Origin of the sequence: Intrasporangium oryzae NRRL B-24470, assembly GCF_000576595.1 — a bacterium.
GTDB classification, from domain to species: Bacteria; Actinomycetota; Actinomycetes; order Actinomycetales; family Dermatophilaceae; genus Intrasporangium_C; species Intrasporangium_C oryzae.
In genome coordinates, this window is sequence record NZ_AWSA01000013.1 from 26,837 (window position 1) to 50,955 (window position 24,119).

Below are 24,119 nucleotides of genomic sequence, written 5' to 3' on the forward strand. Positions count from 1 at the left end.
CACGCTGGTCAACTGGCAGATCAACTCGCAGATCAACTCGCGGAAGGTGTTGCTCCAGCAGCACCAGGTGCCTGATGATCCGCAGGCTGATCGCGAAGCCCTGATCGCTCCACCACGCACGACGGCGGCCGCCCCACTCAGGGGCGGCCGCCGTCGTCATGCGAGTCGAGGCTGTGGGGTCAGATGGTGACCTTGCCGTCGGGCGTCTCGAAGGTGACCGACATCAGGCCCGGCGTGCCGTGCGGCGCGATGAACGTGAAGTTGATGCCGCCCTTGTCGAAGGTGTCCTCCGGGCCGAGCCACTCGCGGACCCGGGACGGGTCGCCGGCGATCTCGAGGTGGTCGATGTGGACGTGACCGTCGGCGCCCGCCGAGGGGTGCACGGTCATGTCGTCCCACTCGATGAAGTAGGGGACCTGGGGGTCGGCCATGAGGCCCTTGATGCCGACCTGGCGCCACTTGAGCTCGGTGCCGTCGGGGCGGTGGCGGTAGCCGTCGACCGACTCGCGGCCGAGACGCAGCTCGACGGGCTTGATGTCGTCGACCGCGACGACCCAGCCGATCCAGCCGCCGCCGGCCTCGGAGCGGGCGCGTACGGCCTGGCCGAACGGCGCCTTGTCGGACGCCGGGTGGTCGAGAACCTCGACGACCTCGACGTAGTGGTCCTTGGCCAGCGGGAGGATGACGTTGCGCGTGCCGAAGCGGGGGTGCACACCGCCGTCCACCGGAGTGACGCCGATCAGCTTGGACAGCCGCTCGGCCGTGGCCTTGAGCCCGTCGGGCTCTGCTGCATAGGAGACGTGGTCAACTCGCATACAGACAATCGTGGCACACGCGAAGGGGTGCTCTTGACCACCCCTCCCCCGGGGCCGTATAGACCCCCTCGGTCGAAACGCGACCGTGACGCGCCCGTCACACGGCGGGTCGTCGGGCCGGCCGTATGCCGCTGGGCCGGCTCCCGAGGTCAGCGCGCGTCGCGCTGGCGGACCGCCTCGTACAGCACGATCGCGGCAGAGGCGGCGACGTTGAGACTGTTGGCCTTCCCGTGCATCGGTATGCGCACCCGGTGGGTGGCGGCCTCGAGGAGGACGGAGTCGGCGCCGTGCTTCTCGCTTCCGACGGCGATGGCCACGCGGCCGGTGTAGTCGACGTCGGTGTGGAGCAGGTCGGTCTCCGGGGTCGTGACGACGAGCGTGATCTCGTGCTCGCGAACCCAGTCGAGGACCTGCGCCGTCGTCGCGCTGGCGACCGGCACGGCAAAGAGCGTGCCCTTGCTCGAGCGGACGACGTTGGGGTTTCCCCAGTCGGTGACGGGGTCGGCCGCGATGACGGCATCGACCCCGGCCGCGTCGGCGGTCCGGAGCATCGCGCCGAGGTTTCCCGGCTTCTCCACGCCCTGGCTGACGAGGCTGAGGTGGCGGGGGCCGTCGACGCGGAGGTCACCCAGCGGCATACCGACGCGGTCGACGACGGCGAGGAGCCCGTCGGGACCCTCGCGGTAGGACACCTTCTCGAAGGCGGCCCGGCTGAGCCGGACGACCTCCACCCGGTCGCCGCGGAGGCGGGCGAGGAGGTCGGCCTGGTGCCCGATGTCCTGGGAGCCGGCCCGACCGGCCGGGCTGAACAGCTCCTCGCAGACATACACCGACGAGGGCCGCACGCCGGCGGAGAGCGCGAGCCCGATCTCCTCGTAGCCCTCGACGAGGGTCTGTCCGGTCTCCTCGCGCGTCCGGCGCCGGCGCAGCGAGAGGAGGCCCTTGAGGCGCGGGTTGGACGCTGAGGTGATGAGCAGCTCGGACATATCGGCCCCAGTCTCCCACCCACGGTGTCGGCGCCGCTGGCTAGCCTGAAACGACCGACAGACCAACAGGGAGACAGCGATGACCAACCTGACCGACCGTCCCAACACCGCCCTGCTCGTGATCGACATGCAGCGCGACGTCGTCGCCGGCGCTCACGACGTGGACGGCGTCGTCGCCAACATCAACACCCTCCTCGACAAGGCCCGCTCGGCGAACGTGCCGGTGGTCTGGGTCCAGCACTCCGACAGCGGGCTGCTGAAGGGCTCCGAGGGGTGGGAGTACGTCCCCGAGCTGCAGCGGCAGGAGTCCGAGCCGCTCGTCCACAAGACGTACAACGACTCGTTCGAGGACACCGACCTCGAGGCGATCCTCGCGGAGCGCGGGGTCGGACGGCTCGTCGTCAGCGGCGCCCAGACCGACGCGTGCATCCGCGCGACCCTGCACGGCGCCCTCGTGCGCGGCTACGACGCGACGCTCGTCGAGGACGCCCACACGACCGAGGACGCCCGGGAGTGGGGCGTGCCGGTCAGCCCCGAGCAGGTCATCGCCCACACCAACTCCTACTGGAGCGGGGCCAAGGCGCCCGGCCGCACCGGCGGGACCGTGCCCACCGCGGAGGTCGACTTCACGTCGGCCGGCTGACCGCCCGGCGCCCGGCCCGGCTCCGCGCCTAGGGTGGGGCCATGCTCGACACGCTGGCAGAACGGCCCTTCTGGCAGGCGTTCATCGCGCTGTTCGTCATCGTGCTGGCCCGCTCCAACGCGACGTACTGGGTCGGGCGGGGCGCGATCGCGGGCTGGCGCCGTCGTCGCACCGCTCGCGAGGAGGGCCGGGACACCACGACCCCGCAGTCTGTCGAGCCCACGGAGAGCCGGGCTCGCGCCGAGGTGCTGCTCACCCGGTTCGGGCCGGTGGCCGTCACGCTCTCCTACCTCACGGTCGGCATCCAGACGACGATCCACCTGACGGCGGGCCTGATGCGGATGCCGCTCGCGTTCTACCTCCCGGCGTCCGTCGTCGGTTCGGTGCTCTGGGCGGCCCTCTACGCGACGGTCGGCCTCGCGGTGGTCCAGGCCTGCTCCGCGGAGGCCGGGTCGTGGCTCGGCGTCGCGGCTCTCGCCGTCGTCGCGGTCGCCGCGATGGCCTTCTGGTTCCGATCGCGCCGTCGGAAGTCCTTGGACGTGCCCGACCGGGCCGTCCCCACCGCCGAGGGCAGCCCGACCTGACGCCACCCGGCCCCCCGGCCCCCCTTCCCGCCAAGTGAACGCGGTGTTCGTGCGTGAACTCAGCGGCATACCACTGCGTTCGTGAACGAACACTGCGTTCACGTGGGGAGCGGGGAGTTGGGAGTGGGGAGTGGGGTTTGGGGAGACCGCCTGACACGATCCTGACATCGACGTGACCCGGCCGTCGCGGCCCGTCACTAGAGTTCGAGCGTGCCTCCCGCCTCCCCTCCGGGCGCCGACGTGCCCCAGCGCGGCCTCGTTCTCGTCGTCGAGGACGAGCCGGCGATCGCCGACGTGCTCCGGCTCAACCTGCGGGCCGCCGGGTACGGCGTCGAGGTCGTCCACGACGGGGCGGCGGCCCTGACGGCGGCGCGGGACCTCCGGCCCTCGGCGATCATCCTCGACATCGGGCTGCCCTCGATCGACGGGATCGAGGTGTGCCGGCGCCTTCGCGCCGGCGGGGACTGGACGCCCGTCCTCTTCGTGACGGCCCGCGACGACGAGGTCGACCGGATCCTCGGGCTCGAGCTCGGGGCCGACGACTACGTCACGAAGCCGTTCTCACCACGAGAGCTCGTGGCTCGGCTCGGCGGCGTCCTGCGGCGCACTCGTGGTGACGCGACGACCCCCGAGGTGCTCCGTGCAGGCGCGCTCGAGGTCGACCTGACGAGCCACGTCGTGACCGTCGACGGGGTTGAGGTGGCCCTCACGGCGACGGAGTTCGACCTGCTCGCGCACCTCATGCGCCGTCCGGGAGTGGTCTTCACCCGCGAGCAGCTGCTCAGTGACGTGTGGGGCTACGCCGCGTCCGCAGGCGGGCGCACCGTCGACGTCCACGTCGCGCAGGTGCGGGCCAAGCTCGGCGCGGCCAGTCCCATCCGCACGGTGCGCTCCGTCGGGTATGCCGCTGAGCGCGGTCCCAGCCCCGCGCCGACTTCGCGATGAGCGGGGTCGCGAGCGCCGCCTCCGCGCCCGTCGCACCAGCCGGGCGGGGGTCGCTGACCGGTCGGATCACGCTCCTCGCGGTCGGGATCGCGGTGCTCACGGCGCTGCTCGCCGGGGCGCTGACGATCGGCCTGACGCGGTCATCGGCGGACGCGTCCGCGCGGGCCACACTCGCCCGGATCGCGGACGGGGCCGCCGCACGAGCCGACGCCGGGGCGACGGCGGAGGCCCAGCGTCGTGCGGTTCGCACCCTCGGTGTGCTCGGTGTCGAGTCGGCGAGCGTCGGCCGCGGTGGGGCCGTCATCGCGACGAGCCCCCTGGCCCGGGCCGCGCTCACGCCCGCGCGGCAGCAGGTCCTCCTCGGCGGTGGCACGGTGTCCGATCGCGAGAGCGTGCGCGGCACCCTTGTGCTCATCGAGGGCCGGCCGACCGAGGCGGGCGGCATCCTCCTCGTCCAGCGGCGGTCCGACGCGACGGCCGACTCCGACCGGCTCGTCCGCCGCACCCTCATCGCCCTCGCCATCGCGGCGGTCGTCGCGATGATCGTCAGCGCGGCCCTCGCTCGGCGGCTCGCGGGGCCCCTGCGACGGACGTCCGAGGCCGCGCACGCCCTGGCGGCGGGCCGGCGTGACGTCACGGTGCCCGTCGAGGGCCCCGCGGAGGTGGCCGAGGTGGCGAGCGCGCTCAACACGCTCTCGTCGTCGCTGTCGCGGTCGGAGTCGCGCCAGCGTGACTTCCTCACCTCGGTGTCGCACGACCTGCGCACCCCACTGACCGGGATCACGGGCTACGCCGAGTCCCTCGCGGGCGGCCTGATCCCTGCCGAGGAGACCGCACGGGTGGGCGGCGTGCTCCTCACCGAGTCGCGGCGCCTCGAGCGGCTCGTCGCCGACCTGCTCGACCTCGCCCGACTGCGCGCCGAGCAGCCCCGCCTCGAGCCGCAGCCCGTCGACCTCGTCGCGCTCGGGCACGAGGTCGAGGCGGTGTGGCAGCGCCGGTGCGCGGCGGTCGGCATCCCGTTCTCGTTCGTCGCCGGCAGCGCGCACGCACCGACGACGACGGACCCGGCCAGGCTGCGCCAACTCGTCGACGGGCTCCTCGAGAACGCCCTCCGGGTCACCCCGAGCGGTCGTCCCATCGTCGTCGAGGTGCGGGAGGAGTGGCTCGCCACGGGACCCGGCCCAGCGGCATACGACGTCATCGAGGTCCGCGACGGCGGGCCCGGGCTGCGCGACGACGACCTCGCGGTCGCGTTCGAGCCCTCGGTGCTGCACGAGCGCTACCGCGGGATCCGGCCCGTCGGCACGGGGCTCGGCCTCGCCATCGTGGGGCGGCTCGCCGCCCTGCTCGGCGGGAGTGTCGTGGCGGGCCACGCGCCGGAGGGCGGGGCCCGCTTCACGGTGCGCCTGCCGCGCGTCACCGCCTGACGCGGTCGGCCCGGCCCACGGCCCACCAGAGCAGCGCGCCGAGGACGTTGAGCAGGACGAGGACGACGATCCACATCGGCTTGGTGAACGTCCGCATGTCTCGCTCGTCCGTCCGTGAGAAGTCGACGAGCGCCCACACCCAGAAGCCGAGCGGGACGAGCACGACGAAGAAGCCGACGTATGCCGTGTCGACGCCGTGCATCCGGTGCACCTCCTGCTCCCATCCTCGCCCTCGCGGCACCCCGTGAACAGTCGCGGAGGGGCGGAATGAATCCCCGCCCGGGCGGGGTTGACACTCCATGACGACCTGGGGATTCATCGGAAGCGGAAACATCGGCAGCACCGTCGCCCGTCTGGCCGTCGCGGCCGGCCACGACGTCGTGCTCAGCAACAGCCGGGGCCCCGAGACCCTGGTTGGTCTCGTCGCCGAGCTTGGCCCGAAGGCCTGCGCGGCGACCCCGGCCGAGGCGGCGAAGGCCGGCGACGTCGTCGTCGTGACGATCCCGCTCAAGAGCCTGCGCGCCGTGCCCGTCGAGCCGCTGCGGGGGAAGGTCGTCATCGACACGATGAACTACTACCCCCAGCGCGACGGCGCGATCGCCGCGCTCGACGACGAGTCGACGACGACGTCCGAGCTGCTCCAGGCCCACCTGCCGGAGTCCAAGGTCGTCAAGGCCTTCAACAACATCTACTTCGGGCACCTCGGCGCCCTGCCGCGGCCCTCGGGAGCCGCCGACCGGACCGCCCTGCCGATCGCCGGGAACGACGCCGAGGCCAAGCGCCTCGTGACGCGCCTGCTCGACGAGATCGGCTACGACGCCGTCGACCTCGGCCCCCTCGCGGAGGGCTGGCGCACGCAGCGCGACACCGCCGCCTACGGGACGATGTATGCCGCGAACCCGCAGGCGTGGGACGAGGGTGCCCAGCCCGTCCCGGCCTCCGTCGTCAGGGAGCGGGCCGCCGCCGCCCAGCGCTACCGCGAGATCGAGATCTGACCGCTCCCGGGCGGGTAGCGTTCCCTCGTCGCGCGGCGTCGCCGCGTCACCGAGAGGAGCGGGCCTCATGACGACCCACGAGCGGGAGATCACCGAGCCGGTGCTCCTCTGCCGACCGGACTCCGGCGCCCTCGCCCCAGGAGCCCTGGGCTGGTCGAGGCGCCCGCTCCACGTGTGCAACCTCCGCGGCCGGCCCCTCCGCGCCAAGCGCTGGGACTACTGGGCGGTGCTCACCGGCGACCTGGCGGTCTCGGTGACCTACGCCGACATCGGCTATCTCGGCACGGCCACCGTCTGGTGGGCCGACCTGGCGACGGGCGCGACGGGCGGGCGCGAGGTCATCGTCCCGGGTGGGCGCGGGTTCGACCTGCCTGACGTGCCGGGCTCGGCCCCCCTGCGGTTCCGCTCGAGCCACCTCGACCTCGACCTGGTGACCGAAGGGCCCGACGCGAGCGGCGCCGGAGGTGGCACGACGATCACCGGACGGTGGCACGAGAGCGACGGCACCGAGAGCCGCCTCGACGTGCGGGTCGACGATCCCGCGGGCCACGAGTCGCTCAACGTCGTCATCCCGTGGTCGGACCGGCTCTTCCAGTACACGTCCAAGCACCAGGCGCGGCCGGCCCGTGGCGAGCTCGTCGTCGAGGGCCGCACGCTCCGGATCGGCGACGGCGCACCCGCCTGGGGCGTCCTCGACGTGGGTCGCGGCCGCTGGCCCTACAGCACCCGGTGGAACTGGGGTGGCGGTGCCGGCACGGCCGACGACGGTCACACCGTGGTCGGCCTCCAGCTCGGCGGGATCTGGACGCGGGGAACGGGCTTCACGGAGAACGGCGTCCTCGTGGACGGGCGGCTGACCAAGATCGGCACCGAGCTGGTCTGGGACTACGTCTGGGACGACCCGATGCGCCCGTGGCGAGTGCGCCACCCGGACGGCAGCCTCGACGTGACGCTCACCCCGCGGTTCGACCGGCACGCGAAAGTCCAGGCGCTCGTCGTCGCGACCGAGGTCCACCAGGTCTTCGGCTCGTGGACCGGCCACGTCACGACGGACGAGGGGCGCGAGATCCGGGTGACCGGCATACCTGGCTTTGCGGAGGAGTCGCGCTCGCGCTGGTGAGCCGACCGAGGGCGACGGAGGCGGGGGCGGAGGCGGCGGGGTTGGACCCGGCGTGCGGCCTCCCTTACCCTTGACCCCGAGGGGAGTACTTCCCAGACCTTCGCCGGTCAGTACGGCGGCCCGATGGCCGCCCCGGTGCGGGGTCGGCGGGCCGGTCAGCACGGCCGGGCGCCGATGAAGGAGACCTCAGACATCGCGTTCTGAGGAGACCCCATGCTCGCTGCAGCCGTGCAGCCCGCCGAGGCCACCGCGTCGATCGGCACCCCCTCGCTCTGGTTGGCGACGATCGGCGGCGTCATCGCCCTCTTCTTCATCGACTTCCTGATCACCCGCAAGCCGCACGACCCGAGCATGCGGGAGGCGGTCGGGTGGTCCGCGTTCTACATCGCCATCCCGGTCGGGTTCGGCGCCTGGCTCTGGTCGCAGTACGGCTCGCAGCAGGGCATCGAGTACTACACCGGCTACCTCGTCGAGAAGTCGCTCTCCGTCGACAACCTCTTCGTCTTCATCATCATGCTCTCGTCGTTCGCGGTCCCGCGGGAGCTTCGCCAGCGGGTCCTGCTCATCGGCGTCGCCGGCGCGCTCCTGCTCCGCGGCGTCTTCATCGCTCTCGGCACTCAGATGATCGCCAGCTTCGCGTGGACGTTCCTCCTGTTCGGCGCGATCCTCATCGGCACGGCGATCAAGGTCGGCCGCGACGCCCTCTCGCACGCCGACCACGCCGTCGACGTCAGCCAGATGCGAACCATTCGGCTGCTCCGCCGGTTCTTCCCGGTGACGGACGACTATGCCGGGACGCGGATGACGGTCAAGCGGGAGGGGCGGCGCGCCCTCACCCCGCTCGCCCTCGTCACCGTCGCCATCCTCGGCACCGACATCGTCTTCGCCATCGACTCGGTGCCGGCCGTCTACGGCATCACGGGCGACCCCTACCTCGTCTTCGCGACGAACGCGTTCGCCCTGCTCGGCCTCCGGGCGCTCTACTTCGTCCTCGAGAACGCGCTCGCCTCGCTCGTCCACCTCGGTCATGGCCTGGCGCTCATCCTCGCGTTCATCGGCGCCAAGCTCGTCCTGCACTGGGCGCACGGCGTGTGGCCGTCCGTCCCCGAGATCCCGACGCTGCTCTCGCTCGGCGTCATCGTCGGCATCCTCGCCGTCGTCACCGTGACGAGCCTCGCCTCGCGCCGCAGGTCGCGGCGCGAGGCGGAGGGTCAGGCGGAGGGCGAGGCTGAAGTCCTGGCGGAGGGCCAGCCCGTCGAGGTCGGCTCGACGGTCAGCCCCGGGTCAGCTCGCTGAGCCGCTCGACGAGCTGCTCGAGCTGTTCGGTGCCGGCGTACCCGTGAGGAAGACGACCACCCGAGCCTTCGGGTCGCTGGCTCCGACTCCGACGACGAGCGCCTTCGCCCCGACCTTGACAGCGCCGATCGTCGAGTCGGAGCCGGTGCCCTTCTGGCCGCCGGTCCCCCGGGTCCGGGCGCGGACCTTCGTGTCACTGCTGACGGAGAAGGTGAGGGAGAACCCGTCCTTCGCCTTGACCGTGATCGAGGTGCCCGAGACGGCCGTGACCTCGCCGCGGACGGCCTGGTGGGTGACCGGGCCGTTCTGGCTCTCCGTCACCCACGTCGCGTGGAGGGCCCGGAGCAGACGCGCCCGCAGCCCCCTGCGCCCGTCGCGGTCGGCCACGCCACCGCTGGAGGTGGCGACCGGGTCGCTGCCCTGGGGCGTGACGGCGGCGGGCACGTCCGTCGCCGCAGAGACGAGGGCGATCGTGTCGGCGTCGGTGCCGGTGTCGCCGGCGGCCGCGCCAGCCTGCGACGTCCCCGTGGCGGTGTCCGCGGGAGTGGCGCACGCCCCCAGCGCGAGCGCCCCGACCCCGATGACGAGCGCGCTCGCCGTGCCGGTGACGACTGACCTGACCTTCATGATTCCTCCCGAAACCTCGCGCCTCCGGGGCGCTTCGTTGGACTGCCGTGCTGACAGGACCCAGCCTGTCGCGTGAAGGTCAGGCAGCGGCATACGTCATGTTCGGATCGTGTTCAGAAAGCCCGCGAGCGGATTCTCGAGGAGAAGTCCCGACGGGATGTCGAGAAGCAGGCCCCGGCTCCGTCCCTTGGGTGATCGTGCCACGCTGGGCACACGTGACGAATGGAGGAACCAGGATGGCCAGGTACCTGTTGGGGGTCGACTTCCAGGGCGGCGTCGTCGACACGCCGATGGAGGAGTGGACGCCGGAGGAGGTCCAGGCGCACCTCGACTACTACGGCGCGCTGAACGACGAGCTCGTCGCGAGCGGGGAGCTCGTCGAGTCGACGATCCTCACGGGTCCCGACCTCGCGAAGATCGTCACGTCGGACGGGACCGCCCCCGTCGTGACCGACGGGCCGTTCGCGGAGTTCAAGGAGTGGCTCGCCGGCTACCTGATCGTCGAGGTCGACTCGGAGGAGCGGGCGCTCGAGATCGCGGCGAAGGTGTCCGCGGTGCCCGGGCCGGGCGGCGTTCCGACGCAGCAGCCGATTCACGTCCGCCGCGTCATGGACGACGCGCCGTCGGACTCCGAGGAGATGAGCGCCTTCCTCGAGACGGCCGGGGGCGTGCGCTGACCGTGCCGAACGAGGTCGAGGACCTGCTGCGCGAGCTCGCGCCGCAGGTCCTCGGCACGCTCAGCCGTCGCTATGGCGACTTCGACACCGCCGAGGATGCCGTCCAGGAGGCGCTCATCGCCGCGTCCACGGCGTGGCCGCGGGACGGCGTGCCGGCCAACCCCCGCGGCTGGCTCCTCCAGACTGCGTCCCGCCGCCTCATCGACCACTGGCGCAGCGACCGGGCGCGGCAGCGCCGCGAGGCGGCGGTCGCCCTGCAGGAGCCACGGCTTGGCGAAGCGCCTGAGCCGGCGCCGGACGAGGACGACACGCTCCCCGTCCTCTTCATGTGCTGCCACCCGGCGCTGACCCCGGCGTCCGCGATCGCGCTGACCCTCCGGGCCGTCGGCGGCCTCACGACGGCCGAGATCGCGAGCGCCTTCCTCGTGCCCGAGGCGACGATGGCCCAGCGGATCAGCCGGGCCAAGCAGCGGATCGCGGCGTCGGGCGGACGGTTCCGGATGCCGACGGAGGAGGAGTATGCCGCCCGGCGCGCGAGCGTCCTCCACGTCCTCTACCTCGTGTTCAACGAGGGGTATGCCGCGAGCAGCGGGAGCCGGGTCGAGCCTGGTGAGCTGGCGGCGGAGGCGATCCGGCTGACGCGTCTCGTGCACCGCGCCCTGCCCGAGGACACCGAGGTCATGGGCCTGCTCGCCCTCATGCTCCTGCTCGATGCCCGCCGCCCGGCCCGGACGGGTCCTTCGGGTGCGCTGGTGTCGCTGGCTGACCAGGACCGGACGCTTTGGGACGGGTCGCGCATCACCGAGGGGCTGGCCCTGCTCGACCGGGCGGTCGCGGTCGGGGCCGTCGGCGAGTACCAGCTCCAGGCCGCGATCGCCGCCGTCCACGATCGCGCCTCGCAGGCCGACGAGACGGACTGGCCGGAGATCCGCGCGCTCTACGGGCTGCTCGAGCGGATGACCGGCAGCCCGGTCGTGACGCTCAACCGCGCCGTCGCGGCCGCGATGGCCGAGGGTCCGGAGGTGGGACTGGCGGTGCTCGACGAGGTCGGCGATCGGCTCGCCGGGAACCACCGCCTCGACGCCGTGCGCGCCCACCTGCTCGAGCTGGCCGGCGACTCGGAGGCGGCACGGTCGCACTACCGGGCCGCGGCGGCTCGCACGACGAGCCGCCCCGAGCGGGACTACCTCACCGCCCGAGCCGCCCGCGTCGGGTCCTAGACACCCGCTCACGGGTATGCCGCCCAGCCCGGCTCTCCGGGAACGCGGGCACCTGCTGGGGTGAGCGGCATACGGGCGCCTGGGTTGTGAGGGGCAGCGAACGATTGTGGAGGCGGTAGGGCGGCGCCCACACTGGAGGATGGCCATCAACCTTGAGCGGCAGTGGTTCGACGGACTCGCCCACCTGCGCTACGCCGCGACACCGAAGCGGATCAGTGCGCGCCTCGACGGACAGACGGTGCTCGACACACGGGACGCGCTGCTCGTCTATGAGCCGCGGCGCATCGTCCCCTGGTATGCCGTCCCGCCCGACGACCTGCACCTGGACCTGACCGAGCACGACCCGGCGCCGGTGCCGGAGCTGCGGGCGCCGGTGCTGCCGCCGCACCACAACGAGTGGCACACCGTGCCGGGCCGGTCGCTCCACCTGGACGGCCACGGCGAGGTGGCCTTCCGGCCCGACGAGCCCGAGCTCGGCGGCCGGGTGGTCGTGCACTGGGAGCCGTTCGAGTGGCTCGAGGAGGACGAGCCGGTCATGGGCCATCCGCACGACCCCTTCAAGCGGATCGACGTCCTGCGCAGCGACCGTCACGTGCGGGTCGAGGTCGGCGGCGTCACGGTCGCCGAGTCCTCCCGGCCGATGATGCTCGTCGAGACGTCGCTGCCGGTGCGGTGGTACCTGCCGCGCGAGGACGTCCGGACGGACCTGCTGACGCCGTCGGAGACGCACACGGTGTGCGCCTACAAGGGCGTCGCGTCGTACCTGAGCGCCGATGGGGCGCCCGACGTGGCGTGGTTCTATCCCGAGCCGCTGCACGATGCGTTGCCCGTCAAGGACCTGGTCTGCTTCTGGCGGGCCGCCACGGTCTTTGTGGACGGAGAGGCCGTCGACACGTCGATGCCTGGCGGCTGATGCCGAGGGCCGGCAGCGGACCGGTCGACCTGAGACACGCATAGGGCCGACCCATCGGGAGCGGGTCGGCCCTTTTGAGCGCAACGTGACGGGTCGGTGCCATCAGTCGCGCGGGTCACGCTGGGGAACAGATCACAGCAGCCGGCCCCAAAGCTGGTGCAGGGGTCAGAGCCCCGCGGCCTTCACGCCGTATTTCGCCTGCGAGGTGGTGAAGCCCTCAAACTCCAGCTGGTCGATCAGTCCACCGCGGGAGAACGCGCTCATGTCGAGGTAGGCCTTGGCCTTCTTCGCGGCCTGCTCGTTCCAGTTCACGGTGATGTGGTCAACGGCGAAGGTCGCGTCGGCCTTGGAGAACTGCTCGAATTGCAGCTGCTCGATGAGCCCCTTGCGCGAGAACGCTGTGTATTCCAGGTAGGACTCCGCCTTGGCGATCGCCTGCTTCTGGCTCATCGTCATCGCGGCCTCCGCTGCTGCCGCCTTCGCGGCCGCCTCCTCCTCGGCCTTCTTCTTCGCGGCGGCGTCAGCGGCTGCCTTCGCTTCGGCATCTGCCTTCTTGCGTGCGGCTGCGTCGATCGATGCCTGGACGGACGGGTCGACAGTGGGGGCGCTGCTCGTTGTGGGGGCGCTGCTCGTTGTGGTAGCGACTGTGTCGGCGACAGGGGTGGGGGCGGGGTTGTCGTTGCCGGTGGCTCCGATCGCGATGAACGCAGCGAGGATGCCACCAGTCCAGAGGCCGACCTTCTTCCCGCGGCTCATCTTCTTCTTCGGCGCGAGCGGAGCGGTGGCCTCGTACGGCTGACCCTGCGGTGCCGGAAGCGGCTGGGTGGCGGGCGGCTGATAAGGGTCGCTCTCGGGAGTCGGGAACTGCGGGGTGTCGCTCATGTGAGTTGGTTCTCCGTGGCTTGTCTCGGTTGGTGCTGGATTGCGGAGGACTCTCACTCAATGTCTGATTCGTCCCCCTAGGTCAGTCTCGGGGGCTGAGCGCACAGGCGTCATGGGTTTCGGGGAATTGGCACTTCTGCCGGTTCACCCTGCCCCTGGAGCGATCGCGTCGGGGCACGGGTACGTCCGAGTGGGCCCTGTTCGGATCTCTCCGTTGGTGACGGCCGCGGTGGCGTCACCGCGGCCGAGTCCTCCCGGCCGATGATGCTCGTCGAGACATCGCTGCCGGTGCGGTGGTACCTGCCCCGCGAGGACGTCCGGACGGAGCTGCTGACGCCGTCGGAGACGCACACCGTGTGCGCCTACAAGGGCGTCGCGTCGTCCCTGAGCGCCGATGGGGCGCCCGACGTGGCGTGGTTCTACCCCGAGCCGCTGCACGACGCGCTCCCGGTCAAGGACCTCGTCTGCTTCTGGCGGGCCGCCACGGTCTTTGTCGACGGGGCGACTGTCGACCCGTCGATGCCTGGCGGGTGATGTCGAGGGCCGGCAGCCGACAGGTCGACCCGACTCGGGGTCTCGCAGCGAGTGGGCGGCCGTAGGCTCCCTCTCATGGGTGAGGATCCTCGAATTACGTACGTCCTGATCGACGGGGAGAACATCGACGCCACTCTCGGCACCTCGATTCTCGGGCGGCGCCCCCGACCTGAGGAACGGCCACGATGGGAGCGGCTGCTGCAGTTCGCTCAGGAGCTCTGGCGGCAGCCGGCCGCTGGGCTCTTCTTCCTCGCTGCGAACAACGAACTCCCGATGCCGTTCATCCAGGCGCTGGTTGCCATCGGCTACCGACCGATCCCGCTCACCGGCGCAGCCGGCGAGAAGGTGGTCGACATCGCGATCCAGCGGACGCTGACGGAGATTCGGCGCCGACAGGCGGACGTGCTCCTCGTCAGCAACGACGGGGATTTCGTCGAACAGGTGTCGGACCTGCTCGATGGTCGACGGGTCGGAGTGGTCGGGTTCCAGGAGTTCCGCAGCAACGCATACCTTCCGCTCGTGGCCGACGGCCTGTCCATGTTCGATCTCGAGTACGAGGTGCAGGCGTTCAAGGAACCGCTGCCGCGCGTGCGGATCATCCCGATCGACGACTTCGACCCCACCGACTTCCTTTAGGCCACGCTTTTCAGGAAGTCAGCAAGGCGCGGCAGGGTCGCCGCCCTTCTGCGGCTCTGCGACGAGCTGGCCAAACGCGATCAGCGGCTGCCCTCTGGTTGCTACGCCGACGAGGAGATCGACTGCATACCCCGGGTCCAACGCAGTCGCAGCCCTAACCAGGCCGATCGCCGACATGGCGGGGAAAATGAATGATGCGAAAGCGCCCATACAGACTTCAGCCGACATCGTGTCCGATTGACCACCACTCCCCACCCTGCACGTCAATAGCTGACTTACCGGGCCAATCCAGGGCAGAAAAGAGTTCGAATTGCATAGCGTCCAGTGCCAACCACTGCAGCCCCTCAAGGAACATCAAATCCGACAAGTCCCCTATCCGCGCGCTTCCCCGGAGATCCAACCTCTCCAAGCGCGCGAGTTCGCTCAGGCCGTGAAGATCTTGGAGGCTTTCCGAAGCCAACCTCAAAATGCGAAGTCCCGACGGTAAGCTGAGATCACGAAATGAATATGCCTCATCTGCGCACTCAATGTTGAGCTCTTCGAGGTTCTCCCATTCCCGACCCAAGCCGTCGAGTAGTTCTTCGATGGAGAGAAACCTCAAGTCTTGGTGAGTGCAGAATCGGGCCAACTCAGTCCTGGACCATTTCCCTCTTACAGAAAGCCATTTGAGCCGCTGCCGGACCCTGCAATCCCCGGGCGCGAAATTCATCGGCGCCCTGAAGGATGTCAGTTGCAGCGTGTCCAAGACTTCTAGGCCTGAAGGTTTCGACCCCTCTAGATCCAGTATTCGGAGCTCCGGCAAGCTCCGAAGGCACTCAACGGTGGCCAAGCGCGACCCCGGAACGCGCAGAGTGCGGAGATGTTTCAGCCCTTGGACAAAGTCCCAGCTGGCCATACTAGAAGCTCTGGAAAGAGTCAAAGTCCTTAGCGGCAGATCTCCCAAACCATGAGCAAACTCCAGCTTCCCCACATCGAGAAGGGAAACGTTCCACAACTGCAGTCCCCCGAGCGCAGAAACGTCGAGCAGCTCGGTAGCCTTCTCTATCCACAGCGACTTGATGTTTGCGCAGCGCTGAATACCCTCAACCGATCGCAACGAGCTTCCGGACGTGACAGCAAGAGACTTCAGTGAGTCGACCCCTTGGATGCGGCTGAACGACTCACCGTGAAATGTCCGTAGGCGAATAGATTCGATACCGGCAAACGAGAAGGCCTCTTCCTCTGAAACGCTTCCGGGCCACTCGATTGTGAAGTTCGGTCTACGTCGCAGCACCGGAGCAAGGATCTTGTTCGCGAACTCTTCGTGGTCGAAATGAACCCACGCCTGAATTAGCGCCTCAACGCACTCCTGCGCGGGCGGGACATCGGCAACCAACCGCTCAAGGGTCTGCATAGCACGCGCACCAGCGAGCAGCCGACACAGATAGATCAGCGATGGAATGGATGCCTCTAGGATGCTCGGCGCTGAGTCGAGCCATGTGTTCACCCACTGTAGAGCCATCCCCCCGTGGCGGGAGAGATCTCGCGCCTCAGCCGGGCTCCGGGGAGGGACGATGGTGGCTGTTATGGCCAGGGCGCGCTCAAACGTGGGCGCATTGACGCTTGAAGTACTTGCCAAGCACTCGGCTACCAGGACTGCGGAGGACCGCTTAAGTGACTCGGGGGCTCGATCATGCGCATTGCACAGAGCCTGAACGAGGACGCCTGAAGTGGCCCTCTGCACCCTCCCGGCCAGAAAACTAGTGGTCGAGCGTCCTGAGTCCGTCTTGACGAGTTCCACCACATCGAGACTCGAAATATCGTCCGCGTACCATACGGCCGTGAAGTATTCTTGGAATGACCTGTGCAGAAACTGGCACTCGTGACGTGTAATCCTATTGAGAAGGACACTTCGGCCCAGTAGCACGTCGGCGACTTGCTCCGGAGGATCCCCTACGCGCGGCATGGTTGGCAGAATATCGTCGAGGATTTCTAACAAGCAGGTCATTTGGCCGCTTTCGTCCAGAGCCTGACCTAGGTATCGCATGTCCTTGGGAGTTATTGCCATAACCGACGTGCTTGCCTCGTACATCTTCTTGGCGACGCCGCCGAGGATTAGCCGTTTGTCAGCAAGGTGAAGGTTGTCGAGGGTTACACCTCCGAGACTCCGATACTTCTCCCGCTGATGAAGGAGCACATCTGTCACCCTGTCGTACAGCTCTGTTCTGGTTGAGGCTGAACCCCCTTCGTCATGAACGTATATTGCGCACATCATGCTCGCAATCAGAGGTGTTTCCGCAAGCTGCCGCATGGACGGATCGTCAGCTAGGGTGTCAATGAGAACGTTTCTGACGCCCTGTTGCTGCGGCGTCGTCAAGCCCGCCATCGCTTCGAACCAACTATCGATGCACTCGATAGTCGTCGTCCAATTCATGGGGGAAAGGTCGAACCTTGAGAAGCGGGAAGCCTCGAAGCGAGCACCATCAACGTCATCTGGACGCGACGTGACTATGAAATGACACTTGGGATACCGCTGGAGTAGGGACTCGATCCACTGCAATGCATGCTCCCGATCATTCCCTGCCAGTTCGTCAAGGCCATCAAATATTAGTAGCCCGTCACCGCGGGAGAGTGTCTCCTCGAGCCACTCATCGGACGCATCTTCCGGGTCAGCGCCCTGTACGCGTAGCAGGTCGCGCGTCGTTAGCTGAAGCGACTCTCTGCCAGCCAGCTCACGCAGTTTGACGAGGAACGGAAAGCAGTCGCGCAACACAGAGGGGGTTCTTCGGCTATCCCCCTTGACGAGGAGAACCATAAGCCACTGCGAAATCGTAGACTTCCCTGATCCGGCAGCCCCCACGAGCAGGATTCTTAGGCCATCTAATAGGTGAGCAGGGATTCGCCCGACATTCGCTTTCGCCAACTCACGCGCGTTCGACCTAATAGTGTTTAGCGAAGTGATCGCGGCGTCCACGGCCAGACCTTCACGTCTGAATCTACTACCGAAGGGCTCGTAACCTTTGCCTTCCATACTACCAAGCAGGTTAGGATCGCTGAGAGTAATGGAAAGAGTGACGTATGCAACGTCGATCCTTTGTCTCCGAAGCTCCGGAGGAACGTTCAAGCCAAAGAGCTGCAGATATCCATGCTGGTTCAGGACCCCCCGTGCATACTGTCGAAGGAACACTTCATGCCGCGTATCGCTGCCGCGTTGCCTCGTCAGCATGTCCTCGACGACCAAGCGGAGACTTTGCTCGATGTGGTTCGTGCGTATGAGCGTGGCCAGGATTGCCTGATCCTTGACCTCCGGCAAGTGCCGCACGAAGGAGGCCAGGTACTCGCAGGACTCGCGGAGCAGCCGCCTTCCGTACTCAAAGCCCGGCTCTGAGACGAGTCGTTGCTCGAGCAGCGACTCATTCTTGGCTGACAGCTCTTCGTAGAGAATCTGTGGATCGAAGTCAATCTCCTCTAAATGTGACTTCGTGAGGTTTCCCCCTTGGAGACATCCTTCAACTGCCTCTGCGGCGGCATGCTTTTCTTCGACTGCGAGCCCGTCGTACGCCTCGAAGGACGAGGCGAGAGCCTGCCCGATCGTGCGCTGAGCGCGCTTGACTTGCCTGAACAACTCGTCCCCGCGGGGCCTGTCGCGCAATAGGGTCACGAGTTTCTCGCCGTAACTTAAGCGGTCCCCTAGGTCAGGGTCTATAACGCCCAGCCCGGCGAAAATTATCTGTCGCCCGACGCCGTCAGTGGTGGCCATGCTGGTCCTTCCTGAGCCTCCGACTCGCGAAGGGTAACCTCCAAAGCCCGAGGCCACTTCGCGCACCAACTTGGTCCTGCATGAATGCGGTCACGGGACCCCCGGTGTCCCCGCGGACAAGGGCGCATCGCGCCACGCGTGTTGACATGTGCGCGACGCTACTCGGTACTGGGAGGTGAGGTGTGAGGATGGTGCTGTCTGTTCGAACTCTTCCCAAAGACCGGCGCCCGCGTGCACCGGCCCGGCCACCCGTTTGGCAAGCCAGATCTTGAAGGGCCGGATGAGGTCGGCCTTCGACCACGTCGAGCAACGGTGCTGGGCCGGTGCCGCCGCGGATGCCGGTCAGGTCGATGGGGGGCGGACTTCCGAACCACGATGGGCCCCACGTAGAGTCGGGCCGTGGTTTCGGACGTCGGCTGCCAAGGCGTCGGCATCCGGTGAGATTCGATAATTTCGCCGTCCACATCGAGATGAATGTCGATGGCACACGTTCCAGTGCAGGACCGGACCTCTAAGCCAAGCAGGCCGCTACTCACCAGGTCGCTCTGGGGCACCGGGCCTTCGGTCCGATTGGGGCTCCGCCTCACATCGAGGCACTCATCACCACAATGCATTCCGGTCGACGGTGACCCGGTGGCTCGGCACATCGTGCTCGTCGATATCCCAGGTAGCGTCGCCATCCCGTTGCTGCGCAGTTACTCAACGGAGATGGCCGCGACGGTCGCGGAACGGCCTCGCGTCAATCTGGGCGAAGTGGGCTCGTCTGCTGGTGAGGTTGTGGCAAGGGAGGCGGCGGTTGAACGGCTGTGGAGGTCAGCGGCATACGGGTCAGGCGAAGATCGGGCCGACAGGAGGGTAGGCGTCCGTCAGCAGCCGACGAACCTCGGACAGCGACGGCACGTCGGCGCCGCCCTGGTATCCGGTGTCGAGGCGCATCGGCTTCCCCCACGCGATCAGGTCCTCGATCGTCGGCGCATGTGCGTCGGCGGAGAGCGCGGCGAACCAGTCGGCGCGGGCATACGTGATGTCGCCGCCGATGCAGACCAGCTCGACCCACGAGGGGTCGGCGAGGCAGACATTTTCGTACGGGTCGGAGTGATGCCGCTCCAGGACAACAAGATCCGCCGGCCGACCCTCCGCCAACGACCCCAGGTTCTCCGACAGCCCAGCCATGTTCGCCGCCACGGACGTCACCATCGCCACGAGGTCGCCAGCAGCGATCGGGTGCCCCTGCTGGGCGAACTCCCGTCGCGCCACCTTCATCTCCGCCAACAGACTCGTCGAGCCCGACGGCAACCAGTCGGCGCCGAGCGCGACCGGCATCCCAGCAGCCATAGCCTCCCCCGCGAGGGTCGTCTCGCCGTAGAGGCGGAGGTTGGACTGCGGCGACCAGACGAGCCGACAGCCGAGGCCGGCGACCGTGCGCAGGTCGTCGGCGCTGAGGGCGCTGCCGTGGATGATGTTCGTCGCGGGCGTCGCAGCCCCGAGCGACAAGAAGCGCTGGAACTCCGTCGCACTCCGGTCGTCGCCTCGAGCCCCCTCCGACAAGTGCAGGTAGAACGCCGTCACGTCCCCGGTGCCGATGTCGGCGATGATCTTCTGCAGGCGAGGCAGGTCGCGCGACGACGCAGACGGCAGGTCGATCATCGAGCGGGCCTTGTGCGACCCGAACGCCCAGAGGTCGATGTTGCGCACGAGCGGCTCCGCGTTCGCCGTGCTCGCCCCCGAGGCGCCCTGGATGCCGGTGACGCCGCCGACGAGCGCCCGGACCTCGGCATACCGGATCTCCGTCTGCGGCGGGACCTTCGTCAGCAGGACGTTCTGGGGGTCGCGGACGAGGGCGTGGTAGACGTCGGAGGACCGCCAGCGGTAGCGGTTGGCATAGAGCTCCGGCGGCTCCCACGCGGCGAAGACGTTGAACTCCGGGTGCCCGTGAAGGTCGAGCAGCCCCGGCAGGATGACCCCGTCGGTCTCGTGGACCTGCACGTCGGTCGGCTCGGTCCGGCTCACTTTGTCGATGGCGCCGTCGGCGACCGTGACGAAGCCGCTGTCCCAGGCGCCGTCGGGTGTGATGACCGCGCCGTGGAGGGCGAAGGGCGCCGGCGGCAGGGCCCGTGGCCGCGTCTCCGGCGGGGGCAGCTCCTCGGTGACTCCCCTGCCATACACCTTCGAGAACGGGTCGTCGCCCGCCCGGCTCGTCACACGCTCGGCCATGTCTGTGCTCCCTTCGGCACCGTCACCTCGATGGTCGCCCGCTTCTCGTTCGCGTCCGCCCCCGACCGCACGGCCCAGCCGTCGAGGTCACGCCACCACGGCGGTGTCCCGGCGGGGAGGTCCGCCTCCGGAATGGTCACGAGGTCGCCCGGCTGCCACCCGGCGGCATACGGCGTGAGGTTGGTCGGCCCCTCCGGGGTCACGTGCGCAGCCAGCTCCGGAAGGGCCGCGTTCCAGTTCGCGTGGAGATCGGCCGTCGTCTCCGCGAGCGGGCGGTGCGTCGCACGGGCCGAGCTCTCGGGGAAGGTCGGGTGACGGATCGCCGCGAGGTGGAGCGCGCCCGCGGCCGCGGGCTGGGTCTTCGCCCACGCGGCGTAGGCCGTCTTCGCGAGCGACCCGAGCGCGACGACGGCGGTCACGTCGGTGCCGACGAGGAGCGCGTCGAGCCACGCGTTGCGGTAGGCGGTGATGCCCTGGTCGCCGATGTGGCGCTCGCCGCCCGCCTGACCGTAGACGCTGTAGAGGAACGTGTTGACCATGACGTAGGACCGCGTGATCCCGATCTTGGCGAGCAGGCCCTGGACGCGCTGCCCCGCCTCCCCGACGAGGATCCGACGGCTGATCGACTCGTGCGTCGCCGGGTCCTGCCCGAGGACGAGGACCCGCGCCGACCCGTCGAGGCGGCCGCGGTGGAAGATCGGCCCCCACTCGACCCGGAAGTCCTTGATCGGGTAGACGTCCTCGCCGGGATAGCCCCCGACGAGCGACACGAACGGCTCACTCGCGTATCCGCCACAGCTCTCGTGCACGACTCCCACGGCTGCCTCCCCAGCGTCGGGTCCCCTTGTCAGTGCAGGGTCTCTCGACGGTAGCCCTGATACACCGGCCCCGTGGTGGATCGGCCGGGACTGGGGACTCAGCCGATCGGCAGTGGCCCGTAAGCCACTCTCCACACGGAGCCGTTGAGTGCTCTTCCCGCGGAGACCGCGCACCTGTACGACTGCTGGCCTTGGACGCTTCCCCGAACGACGATGTACTGGATTCCCGACGGATCCGTCAAAGAGTTGCCGGTGTAGTCCTTGACGTTGTCGAGGCACTGCTTCGACGGGTCCTGCCCGTCGTCCCGGGCCCACCCACCGACCCATTCCAGGTCATGTCGCTTGGAGCAGCTCACGGTGAGCGTGCCACCGCGTTGTGCGCAGGCCCGGAGGCGGTCGGGTATCTGGCCGTTGGGGAGACCGACCAGGTCAGCGGCAGTCGAACCGGCCGCCACCGCTTCGGCGCTGGGAAAGATCAGACACGTCCCCTGGACTTGCGCCGACTCGACGAGGAGCGAGGCAAGGGGATCAACCGCAAGGCCGCCAAGGATCTCCCTGGTGTCACACCGAGAGTCCCGAACGACGTAAGCCGCGCCCGGCGAATGACAGTTCGTGCCCGCGGCGCTTGCCTTGTCGGCGCATGGTTGCGGAGCTGAACTGGTTTGCGCGTCCGGCTCTCGCTGGAAATTCTGCTGAGCCGTGGTGCCGCCGAAGGAAGAATCGTGTGCTCCGGCCGAATTCTGGCCATTTCCTTTGTCGAGCGTGCCCTGGTAGGTCCAAACGGTGAAGACGAGTGCAGCCACCCCCGCAATACTCCCGACCCATGCGGCGACCAGATGCGACCGAAACAACGAAATGACGGCGTTGGGCACGTTCGCAACACGCGCCGAAACCGCGGCCAGCGCCCGCGATCCACGCATCAGGCGACCGTCAGGACTTCGGCATGATGGACAGGCCCAGGATCACTGCATTCGCCCTCCCACAGGAGTTGTCGCTTGACTGCGCCTTCACTGCGATCGTCACAGCCGTGACGCCGGACAAGTCCGCCTGCAACTTCTGCTGGGCGTTGAACTTCACCAGCTTGGTGTCGACCAGCTTCCCGTCCGAGGAGACCTGGAACTCCATGACGTCCTGCGAACTCTCGGAATTGAGCCCTTGGGCGGCCGTGAAGACCAAGAACCCTGACTGGTCCGCGAATCTGAGCTCCATCTGAACAGCGCCGCCACAGCCACTCACGGTAGTGAAGATCCCTTGTTGGGCATCAGCCACCCGTGGAACGGCGACGCTTCCCTCGCTCCAATTCTCATGCTCGAAGACGTCACTCATCGTCAGGTGACGAGGCCCTGTCAGCGCCCCCGTGATGACGGGCGGCCCGTCCGGCGTCTGGCCCCCGGAATCGCCTCCGGAATCCTGTCCGGACATTGTGGCGCCAGAGTCGGAGGTCGGCCCAGCCGCCCCTGGCGTGACAGTGACTGTCGCCGCCGCGGCCGTGATGGTCACCGGGGGCGCTGCGGGTGCAGCAGATCCACAGGCGGTCAATGTGGCCAGGCCGAAAAGTCCGATCACCATTCCGCTGCGCATTGGCGGCTCCCGATTGGAGGATCAAAGAGACAAATCCTGAGTCTTGTCGAGCAGAAGTTATCAGAGGAAAAATCGGTCGGAGTGGATTCGGGCGATTTGCCTCGGTCGCCGCCCGCGGAAGCAAAGCCACCTCGACAGCGTCGAGCAAAGATCAGGTCGTCGTTGGACGCTCAGTCGTCGCCTGCAGCGCGCCGCAGCAGGAGCGCCCTCTCGGCCTCGTTCTGGGTCATCCCTGCCGCCCGCTCGAACTCCGCCCGCGCCTCGTCGGTGCGCCCGAGCCGCGCGAGGAGGTCGCCCCTGACGCTCGGCAGCAGGTGGTAGTCGGCGAGCGCCCCCGACTCGACCAGCGCGTCGACGACGATGAGCGCGGCAGCCGGCCCAGCGGCATACGACAGGGCGACCGCGCGGTTGAGGTCGACGACCGGGGACGGCTTCAGCCGCCCGAGCTCCACGTAGAGCGCGACGATCCGCGCCCAGTCCGTCGCCTCCGCCGTCCGCGCGCGTGCGTGGCACGCCGCGATCTCCGCCTGGAGGACGTACGGGCCCCTCGGCGGGTCGTCAGCAGCGCGTATGCCGCTGAGCGCGGTTGCGCGGTCGAGCGCGGCGAGCGCGTGGCGGATGAGCGACCAGTCCCAACGCGTGCGGTCCTGGTCGAGGAGCAGAACGGGCGCTCCGTCGCGGCCGATGCGGGCGCGGGTCCGGGACGCCTGGATCTCCATGAGCGCGAGGAGCCCGTGGACCTCCGCCTCCCGCGGCGCGAGGGCGGCGAGGATGCGGCCGAGGCGGATCGCCTCCTCCATGAGGTCGCCGCGCACCCAGTCGCGGCCCGAGGTAGCGGCATACCCCTCGTTGAAGATGAGGTAGACGACCTCGAGGACGGACGCGAGCCGCAGGGCGAGCTCGGCGCCCGAGGGGATCTCGAGGGTGACGCCGTCCTGCGACAGGGTCTTCTTGGCCCGCGAGATCCGCTGCGCGATCGTCGACTCCTGCGAGAGGAACGCCCGGGCGATCTCGCGCGTCGTCAGACCCCCGATCATCCTGAGGGTCAAGGAGATCCGCGCCTGCGCCGTGAGGACCGGATGGCACGCGGCGAAGACGAGGCCGAGGACGTCGTCGTCGACATCCTCGAGCGCCTGGTCGAAGTCGGCCTCTCCGAGGTCGGCCACGCGGAGCTCCTCCGCGTGGCCGACCTGCTGGAGCTTGGCGGCGAGGTTGACGTCCCGACGGATCCGGTCGATCGCCCGGCGGCGCGCGGTCGAGGTGAGCCACGCCCCCGGCTTGTCGGGGATCCCGTCGCGGGGCCACTGCTCGAGGGCCTGGACGAAGGCGTCTTGCGCGAGATCCTCGGCGAGGCCGATGTCGCCGACGAGCCGGGCGACGACGGCGGTCACCTTCGCGGCCTCGATGCGCCAGACCGCCTCGACGGTGCGGCGCACCTCCTCGGGGTCCCTCATGCGCTCCTGGTAC

23 protein-coding genes are annotated in these 24,119 nt (G+C 68.8%); 12 read left to right on the top strand and 11 right to left on the bottom strand.

Annotated elements, in window-relative coordinates; genetic code table 11:
• Positions 1-179: 179 nt before the first annotated feature.
• Both N865_RS07645 and N865_RS07650 read right to left on the bottom strand, forming a co-directional pair.
• On the bottom strand, positions 180-815 hold the full coding sequence (locus tag N865_RS07645) for a VOC family protein (protein WP_034803652.1): 636 nt from the start codon (positions 813-815) through the stop codon (positions 180-182).
• A 149-nt stretch (positions 816-964) separates the two neighbouring features.
• The gene (locus N865_RS07650; RefSeq protein WP_034803655.1) at positions 965-1,801 is read right to left on the bottom strand and encodes an RNA methyltransferase; all 837 of its coding nucleotides are present in this window, start codon (positions 1,799-1,801) and stop codon (positions 965-967) included.
• Between the two features lie 79 nt (positions 1,802-1,880).
• Here N865_RS07650 and N865_RS07655 point away from each other — a divergent pair, with 79 nt between their 5' ends.
• The 4 genes from N865_RS07655 (at position 1,881) to N865_RS07670 (ending at position 5,400) form a co-directional block, all read left to right on the top strand.
• Positions 1,881-2,444, top strand: a complete 564-nt coding sequence (locus tag N865_RS07655) for a cysteine hydrolase family protein (RefSeq protein WP_034803658.1) — start codon at positions 1,881-1,883, stop codon at positions 2,442-2,444.
• Positions 2,445-2,485: 41 nt separating this feature from the next.
• Entirely contained in the window at positions 2,486-3,028 is a 543-nt protein-coding gene (locus N865_RS07660) for a DedA family protein (RefSeq protein WP_051510324.1), read from the top strand.
• 210 nt (positions 3,029-3,238) lie between these two features.
• Positions 3,239-3,973 (top strand): response regulator transcription factor, encoded by a 735-nt coding sequence (locus N865_RS07665; RefSeq protein WP_245603702.1) that lies wholly within the window; start codon positions 3,239-3,241, stop codon positions 3,971-3,973.
• Positions 3,970-5,400: a sensor histidine kinase gene (locus tag N865_RS07670; protein WP_051510325.1), complete on the top strand. Its 1,431-nt coding sequence runs from the start codon at positions 3,970-3,972 to the stop codon at positions 5,398-5,400. Before N865_RS07665 ends, N865_RS07670 begins: the two co-directional genes overlap by 4 nt.
• Here N865_RS07670 and N865_RS23005 read toward each other — a convergent pair.
• On the bottom strand, positions 5,390-5,602 hold the full coding sequence (locus tag N865_RS23005; protein ID WP_051510326.1) for a PLDc N-terminal domain-containing protein: 213 nt from the start codon (positions 5,600-5,602) through the stop codon (positions 5,390-5,392). The genes N865_RS07670 and N865_RS23005 overlap by 11 nt on opposite strands.
• A gap of 97 nt (positions 5,603-5,699) precedes the next feature.
• Between N865_RS23005 and N865_RS07680 the strand changes: the two genes are divergently transcribed.
• The 3 genes from N865_RS07680 (at position 5,700) to N865_RS07690 (ending at position 8,811) form a co-directional block, all read left to right on the top strand.
• Positions 5,700-6,395: an NADPH-dependent F420 reductase gene (locus tag N865_RS07680; RefSeq protein WP_034803662.1), complete on the top strand. Its 696-nt coding sequence runs from the start codon at positions 5,700-5,702 to the stop codon at positions 6,393-6,395.
• A gap of 67 nt (positions 6,396-6,462) precedes the next feature.
• Positions 6,463-7,515 carry a DUF2804 domain-containing protein gene (locus N865_RS07685; protein WP_034803664.1) on the top strand — a complete coding sequence of 351 codons (1,053 nt, stop codon included), beginning with the start codon at positions 6,463-6,465 and terminating at the stop codon, positions 7,513-7,515.
• 213 nt (positions 7,516-7,728) lie between these two features.
• A complete protein-coding gene (locus tag N865_RS07690) occupies positions 7,729-8,811 on the top strand; it encodes a TerC family protein (protein WP_051510327.1) in 1,083 nt (360 codons plus the stop codon).
• Here N865_RS07690 and N865_RS07695 read toward each other — a convergent pair.
• On the bottom strand, positions 8,800-9,438 hold the full coding sequence (locus tag N865_RS07695; RefSeq protein WP_034803666.1) for a hypothetical protein: 639 nt from the start codon (positions 9,436-9,438) through the stop codon (positions 8,800-8,802). The genes N865_RS07690 and N865_RS07695 overlap by 12 nt on opposite strands.
• A 236-nt stretch (positions 9,439-9,674) precedes the next feature.
• On the opposite strand from N865_RS07695, the gene N865_RS23505 reads away from it, so the two are divergent.
• The 3 genes from N865_RS23505 to N865_RS07710 all read left to right on the top strand — a co-directional run bounded on the left by N865_RS23505 (position 9,675) and on the right by N865_RS07710 (position 12,248).
• Entirely contained in the window at positions 9,675-10,115 is a 441-nt protein-coding gene (locus N865_RS23505) for a YciI family protein (RefSeq protein WP_034803668.1), read from the top strand.
• Positions 10,116-10,117: 2 nt separating this feature from the next.
• The gene (locus N865_RS07705) at positions 10,118-11,335 is read left to right on the top strand and encodes an RNA polymerase sigma factor (protein WP_157557606.1); all 1,218 of its coding nucleotides are present in this window, start codon (positions 10,118-10,120) and stop codon (positions 11,333-11,335) included.
• 139 nt (positions 11,336-11,474) lie between these two features.
• Positions 11,475-12,248, top strand: coding sequence for a DUF427 domain-containing protein (locus N865_RS07710; protein ID WP_034803670.1), 774 nt, complete (start codon positions 11,475-11,477; stop codon positions 12,246-12,248).
• 165 nt (positions 12,249-12,413) lie between these two features.
• Here N865_RS07710 and N865_RS22245 read toward each other — a convergent pair whose 3' ends face one another.
• Positions 12,414-13,130 (bottom strand): Ltp family lipoprotein, encoded by a 717-nt coding sequence (locus N865_RS22245; protein WP_245603703.1) that lies wholly within the window; start codon positions 13,128-13,130, stop codon positions 12,414-12,416.
• Between the two features lie 126 nt (positions 13,131-13,256).
• Between N865_RS22245 and N865_RS07720 the strand changes: the two genes are divergently transcribed.
• Together N865_RS07720 and N865_RS07725 are read left to right on the top strand one after the other, a co-directional pair.
• On the top strand, positions 13,257-13,664 hold the full coding sequence (locus tag N865_RS07720) for a DUF427 domain-containing protein (RefSeq protein WP_281173490.1): 408 nt from the start codon (positions 13,257-13,259) through the stop codon (positions 13,662-13,664).
• 75 nt (positions 13,665-13,739) lie between these two features.
• Positions 13,740-14,300, top strand: coding sequence for an NYN domain-containing protein (locus N865_RS07725; protein ID WP_034803673.1), 561 nt, complete (start codon positions 13,740-13,742; stop codon positions 14,298-14,300).
• 217 nt (positions 14,301-14,517) lie between these two features.
• On the opposite strand, the gene N865_RS07735 is transcribed toward N865_RS07725, so the two are convergent.
• From N865_RS07735 to N865_RS07755, 6 genes are all read right to left on the bottom strand, one after another.
• Positions 14,518-18,039 (bottom strand): NACHT N-terminal Helical domain 1-containing protein, encoded by a 3,522-nt coding sequence (locus N865_RS07735; protein WP_034803682.1) that lies wholly within the window; start codon positions 18,037-18,039, stop codon positions 14,518-14,520.
• An 828-nt stretch (positions 18,040-18,867) separates the two neighbouring features.
• Positions 18,868-20,253, bottom strand: coding sequence for an amidohydrolase family protein (locus N865_RS07740; RefSeq protein WP_034803685.1), 1,386 nt, complete (start codon positions 20,251-20,253; stop codon positions 18,868-18,870).
• Positions 20,238-21,071 (bottom strand): uracil-DNA glycosylase family protein, encoded by an 834-nt coding sequence (locus tag N865_RS07745; protein WP_034803688.1) that lies wholly within the window; start codon positions 21,069-21,071, stop codon positions 20,238-20,240. The genes N865_RS07740 and N865_RS07745 overlap by 16 nt, the downstream gene beginning before the upstream one ends.
• Positions 21,072-21,169: 98 nt before the next feature.
• A complete protein-coding gene (locus N865_RS23270) occupies positions 21,170-21,991 on the bottom strand; it encodes a hypothetical protein (protein ID WP_157557607.1) in 822 nt (273 codons plus the stop codon).
• Between the two features lie 10 nt (positions 21,992-22,001).
• A complete protein-coding gene (locus N865_RS23010) occupies positions 22,002-22,397 on the bottom strand; it encodes an NPCBM/NEW2 domain-containing protein (protein ID WP_169735716.1) in 396 nt (131 codons plus the stop codon).
• A 425-nt stretch (positions 22,398-22,822) separates the two neighbouring features.
• Entirely contained in the window at positions 22,823-24,106 is a 1,284-nt protein-coding gene (locus N865_RS07755; protein ID WP_034803695.1) for an RNA polymerase sigma factor, read from the bottom strand.
• Positions 24,107-24,119: the final 13 nt, after the last annotated feature.

Coding starts and splice junctions, on each gene's coding strand:
- N865_RS07645 (WP_034803652.1), bottom strand. CDS start 815: ATGCGAGTTGACCACGTCTCCTATGCAGCAGAGCCCGACGGGCTCAAG.
- N865_RS07650 (WP_034803655.1), bottom strand. CDS start 1,801: ATGTCCGAGCTGCTCATCACCTCAGCGTCCAACCCGCGCCTCAAGGGC.
- N865_RS07655 (WP_034803658.1), top strand. CDS start 1,881: ATGACCAACCTGACCGACCGTCCCAACACCGCCCTGCTCGTGATCGAC.
- N865_RS07660 (WP_051510324.1), top strand. CDS start 2,486: ATGCTCGACACGCTGGCAGAACGGCCCTTCTGGCAGGCGTTCATCGCG.
- N865_RS07670 (WP_051510325.1), top strand. CDS start 3,970: ATGAGCGGGGTCGCGAGCGCCGCCTCCGCGCCCGTCGCACCAGCCGGG.
- N865_RS23005 (WP_051510326.1), bottom strand. CDS start 5,602: ATGCACGGCGTCGACACGGCATACGTCGGCTTCTTCGTCGTGCTCGTC.
- N865_RS07680 (WP_034803662.1), top strand. CDS start 5,700: ATGACGACCTGGGGATTCATCGGAAGCGGAAACATCGGCAGCACCGTC.
- N865_RS07685 (WP_034803664.1), top strand. CDS start 6,463: ATGACGACCCACGAGCGGGAGATCACCGAGCCGGTGCTCCTCTGCCGA.
- N865_RS07690 (WP_051510327.1), top strand. CDS start 7,729: ATGCTCGCTGCAGCCGTGCAGCCCGCCGAGGCCACCGCGTCGATCGGC.
- N865_RS07695 (WP_034803666.1), bottom strand. CDS start 9,438: ATGAAGGTCAGGTCAGTCGTCACCGGCACGGCGAGCGCGCTCGTCATC.
- N865_RS23505 (WP_034803668.1), top strand. CDS start 9,675: ATGGCCAGGTACCTGTTGGGGGTCGACTTCCAGGGCGGCGTCGTCGAC.
- N865_RS07710 (WP_034803670.1), top strand. CDS start 11,475: ATGGCCATCAACCTTGAGCGGCAGTGGTTCGACGGACTCGCCCACCTG.
- N865_RS22245 (WP_245603703.1), bottom strand. CDS start 13,130: ATGAGCGACACCCCGCAGTTCCCGACTCCCGAGAGCGACCCTTATCAG.
- N865_RS07725 (WP_034803673.1), top strand. CDS start 13,740: ATGGGTGAGGATCCTCGAATTACGTACGTCCTGATCGACGGGGAGAAC.
- N865_RS07735 (WP_034803682.1), bottom strand. CDS start 18,039: ATGGCCACCACTGACGGCGTCGGGCGACAGATAATTTTCGCCGGGCTG.
- N865_RS07740 (WP_034803685.1), bottom strand. CDS start 20,253: ATGGCCGAGCGTGTGACGAGCCGGGCGGGCGACGACCCGTTCTCGAAG.
- N865_RS23270 (WP_157557607.1), bottom strand. CDS start 21,991: ATGCGTGGATCGCGGGCGCTGGCCGCGGTTTCGGCGCGTGTTGCGAAC.
- N865_RS23010 (WP_169735716.1), bottom strand. CDS start 22,397: ATGAGTGACGTCTTCGAGCATGAGAATTGGAGCGAGGGAAGCGTCGCC.
- N865_RS07755 (WP_034803695.1), bottom strand. CDS start 24,106: ATGAGGGACCCCGAGGAGGTGCGCCGCACCGTCGAGGCGGTCTGGCGC.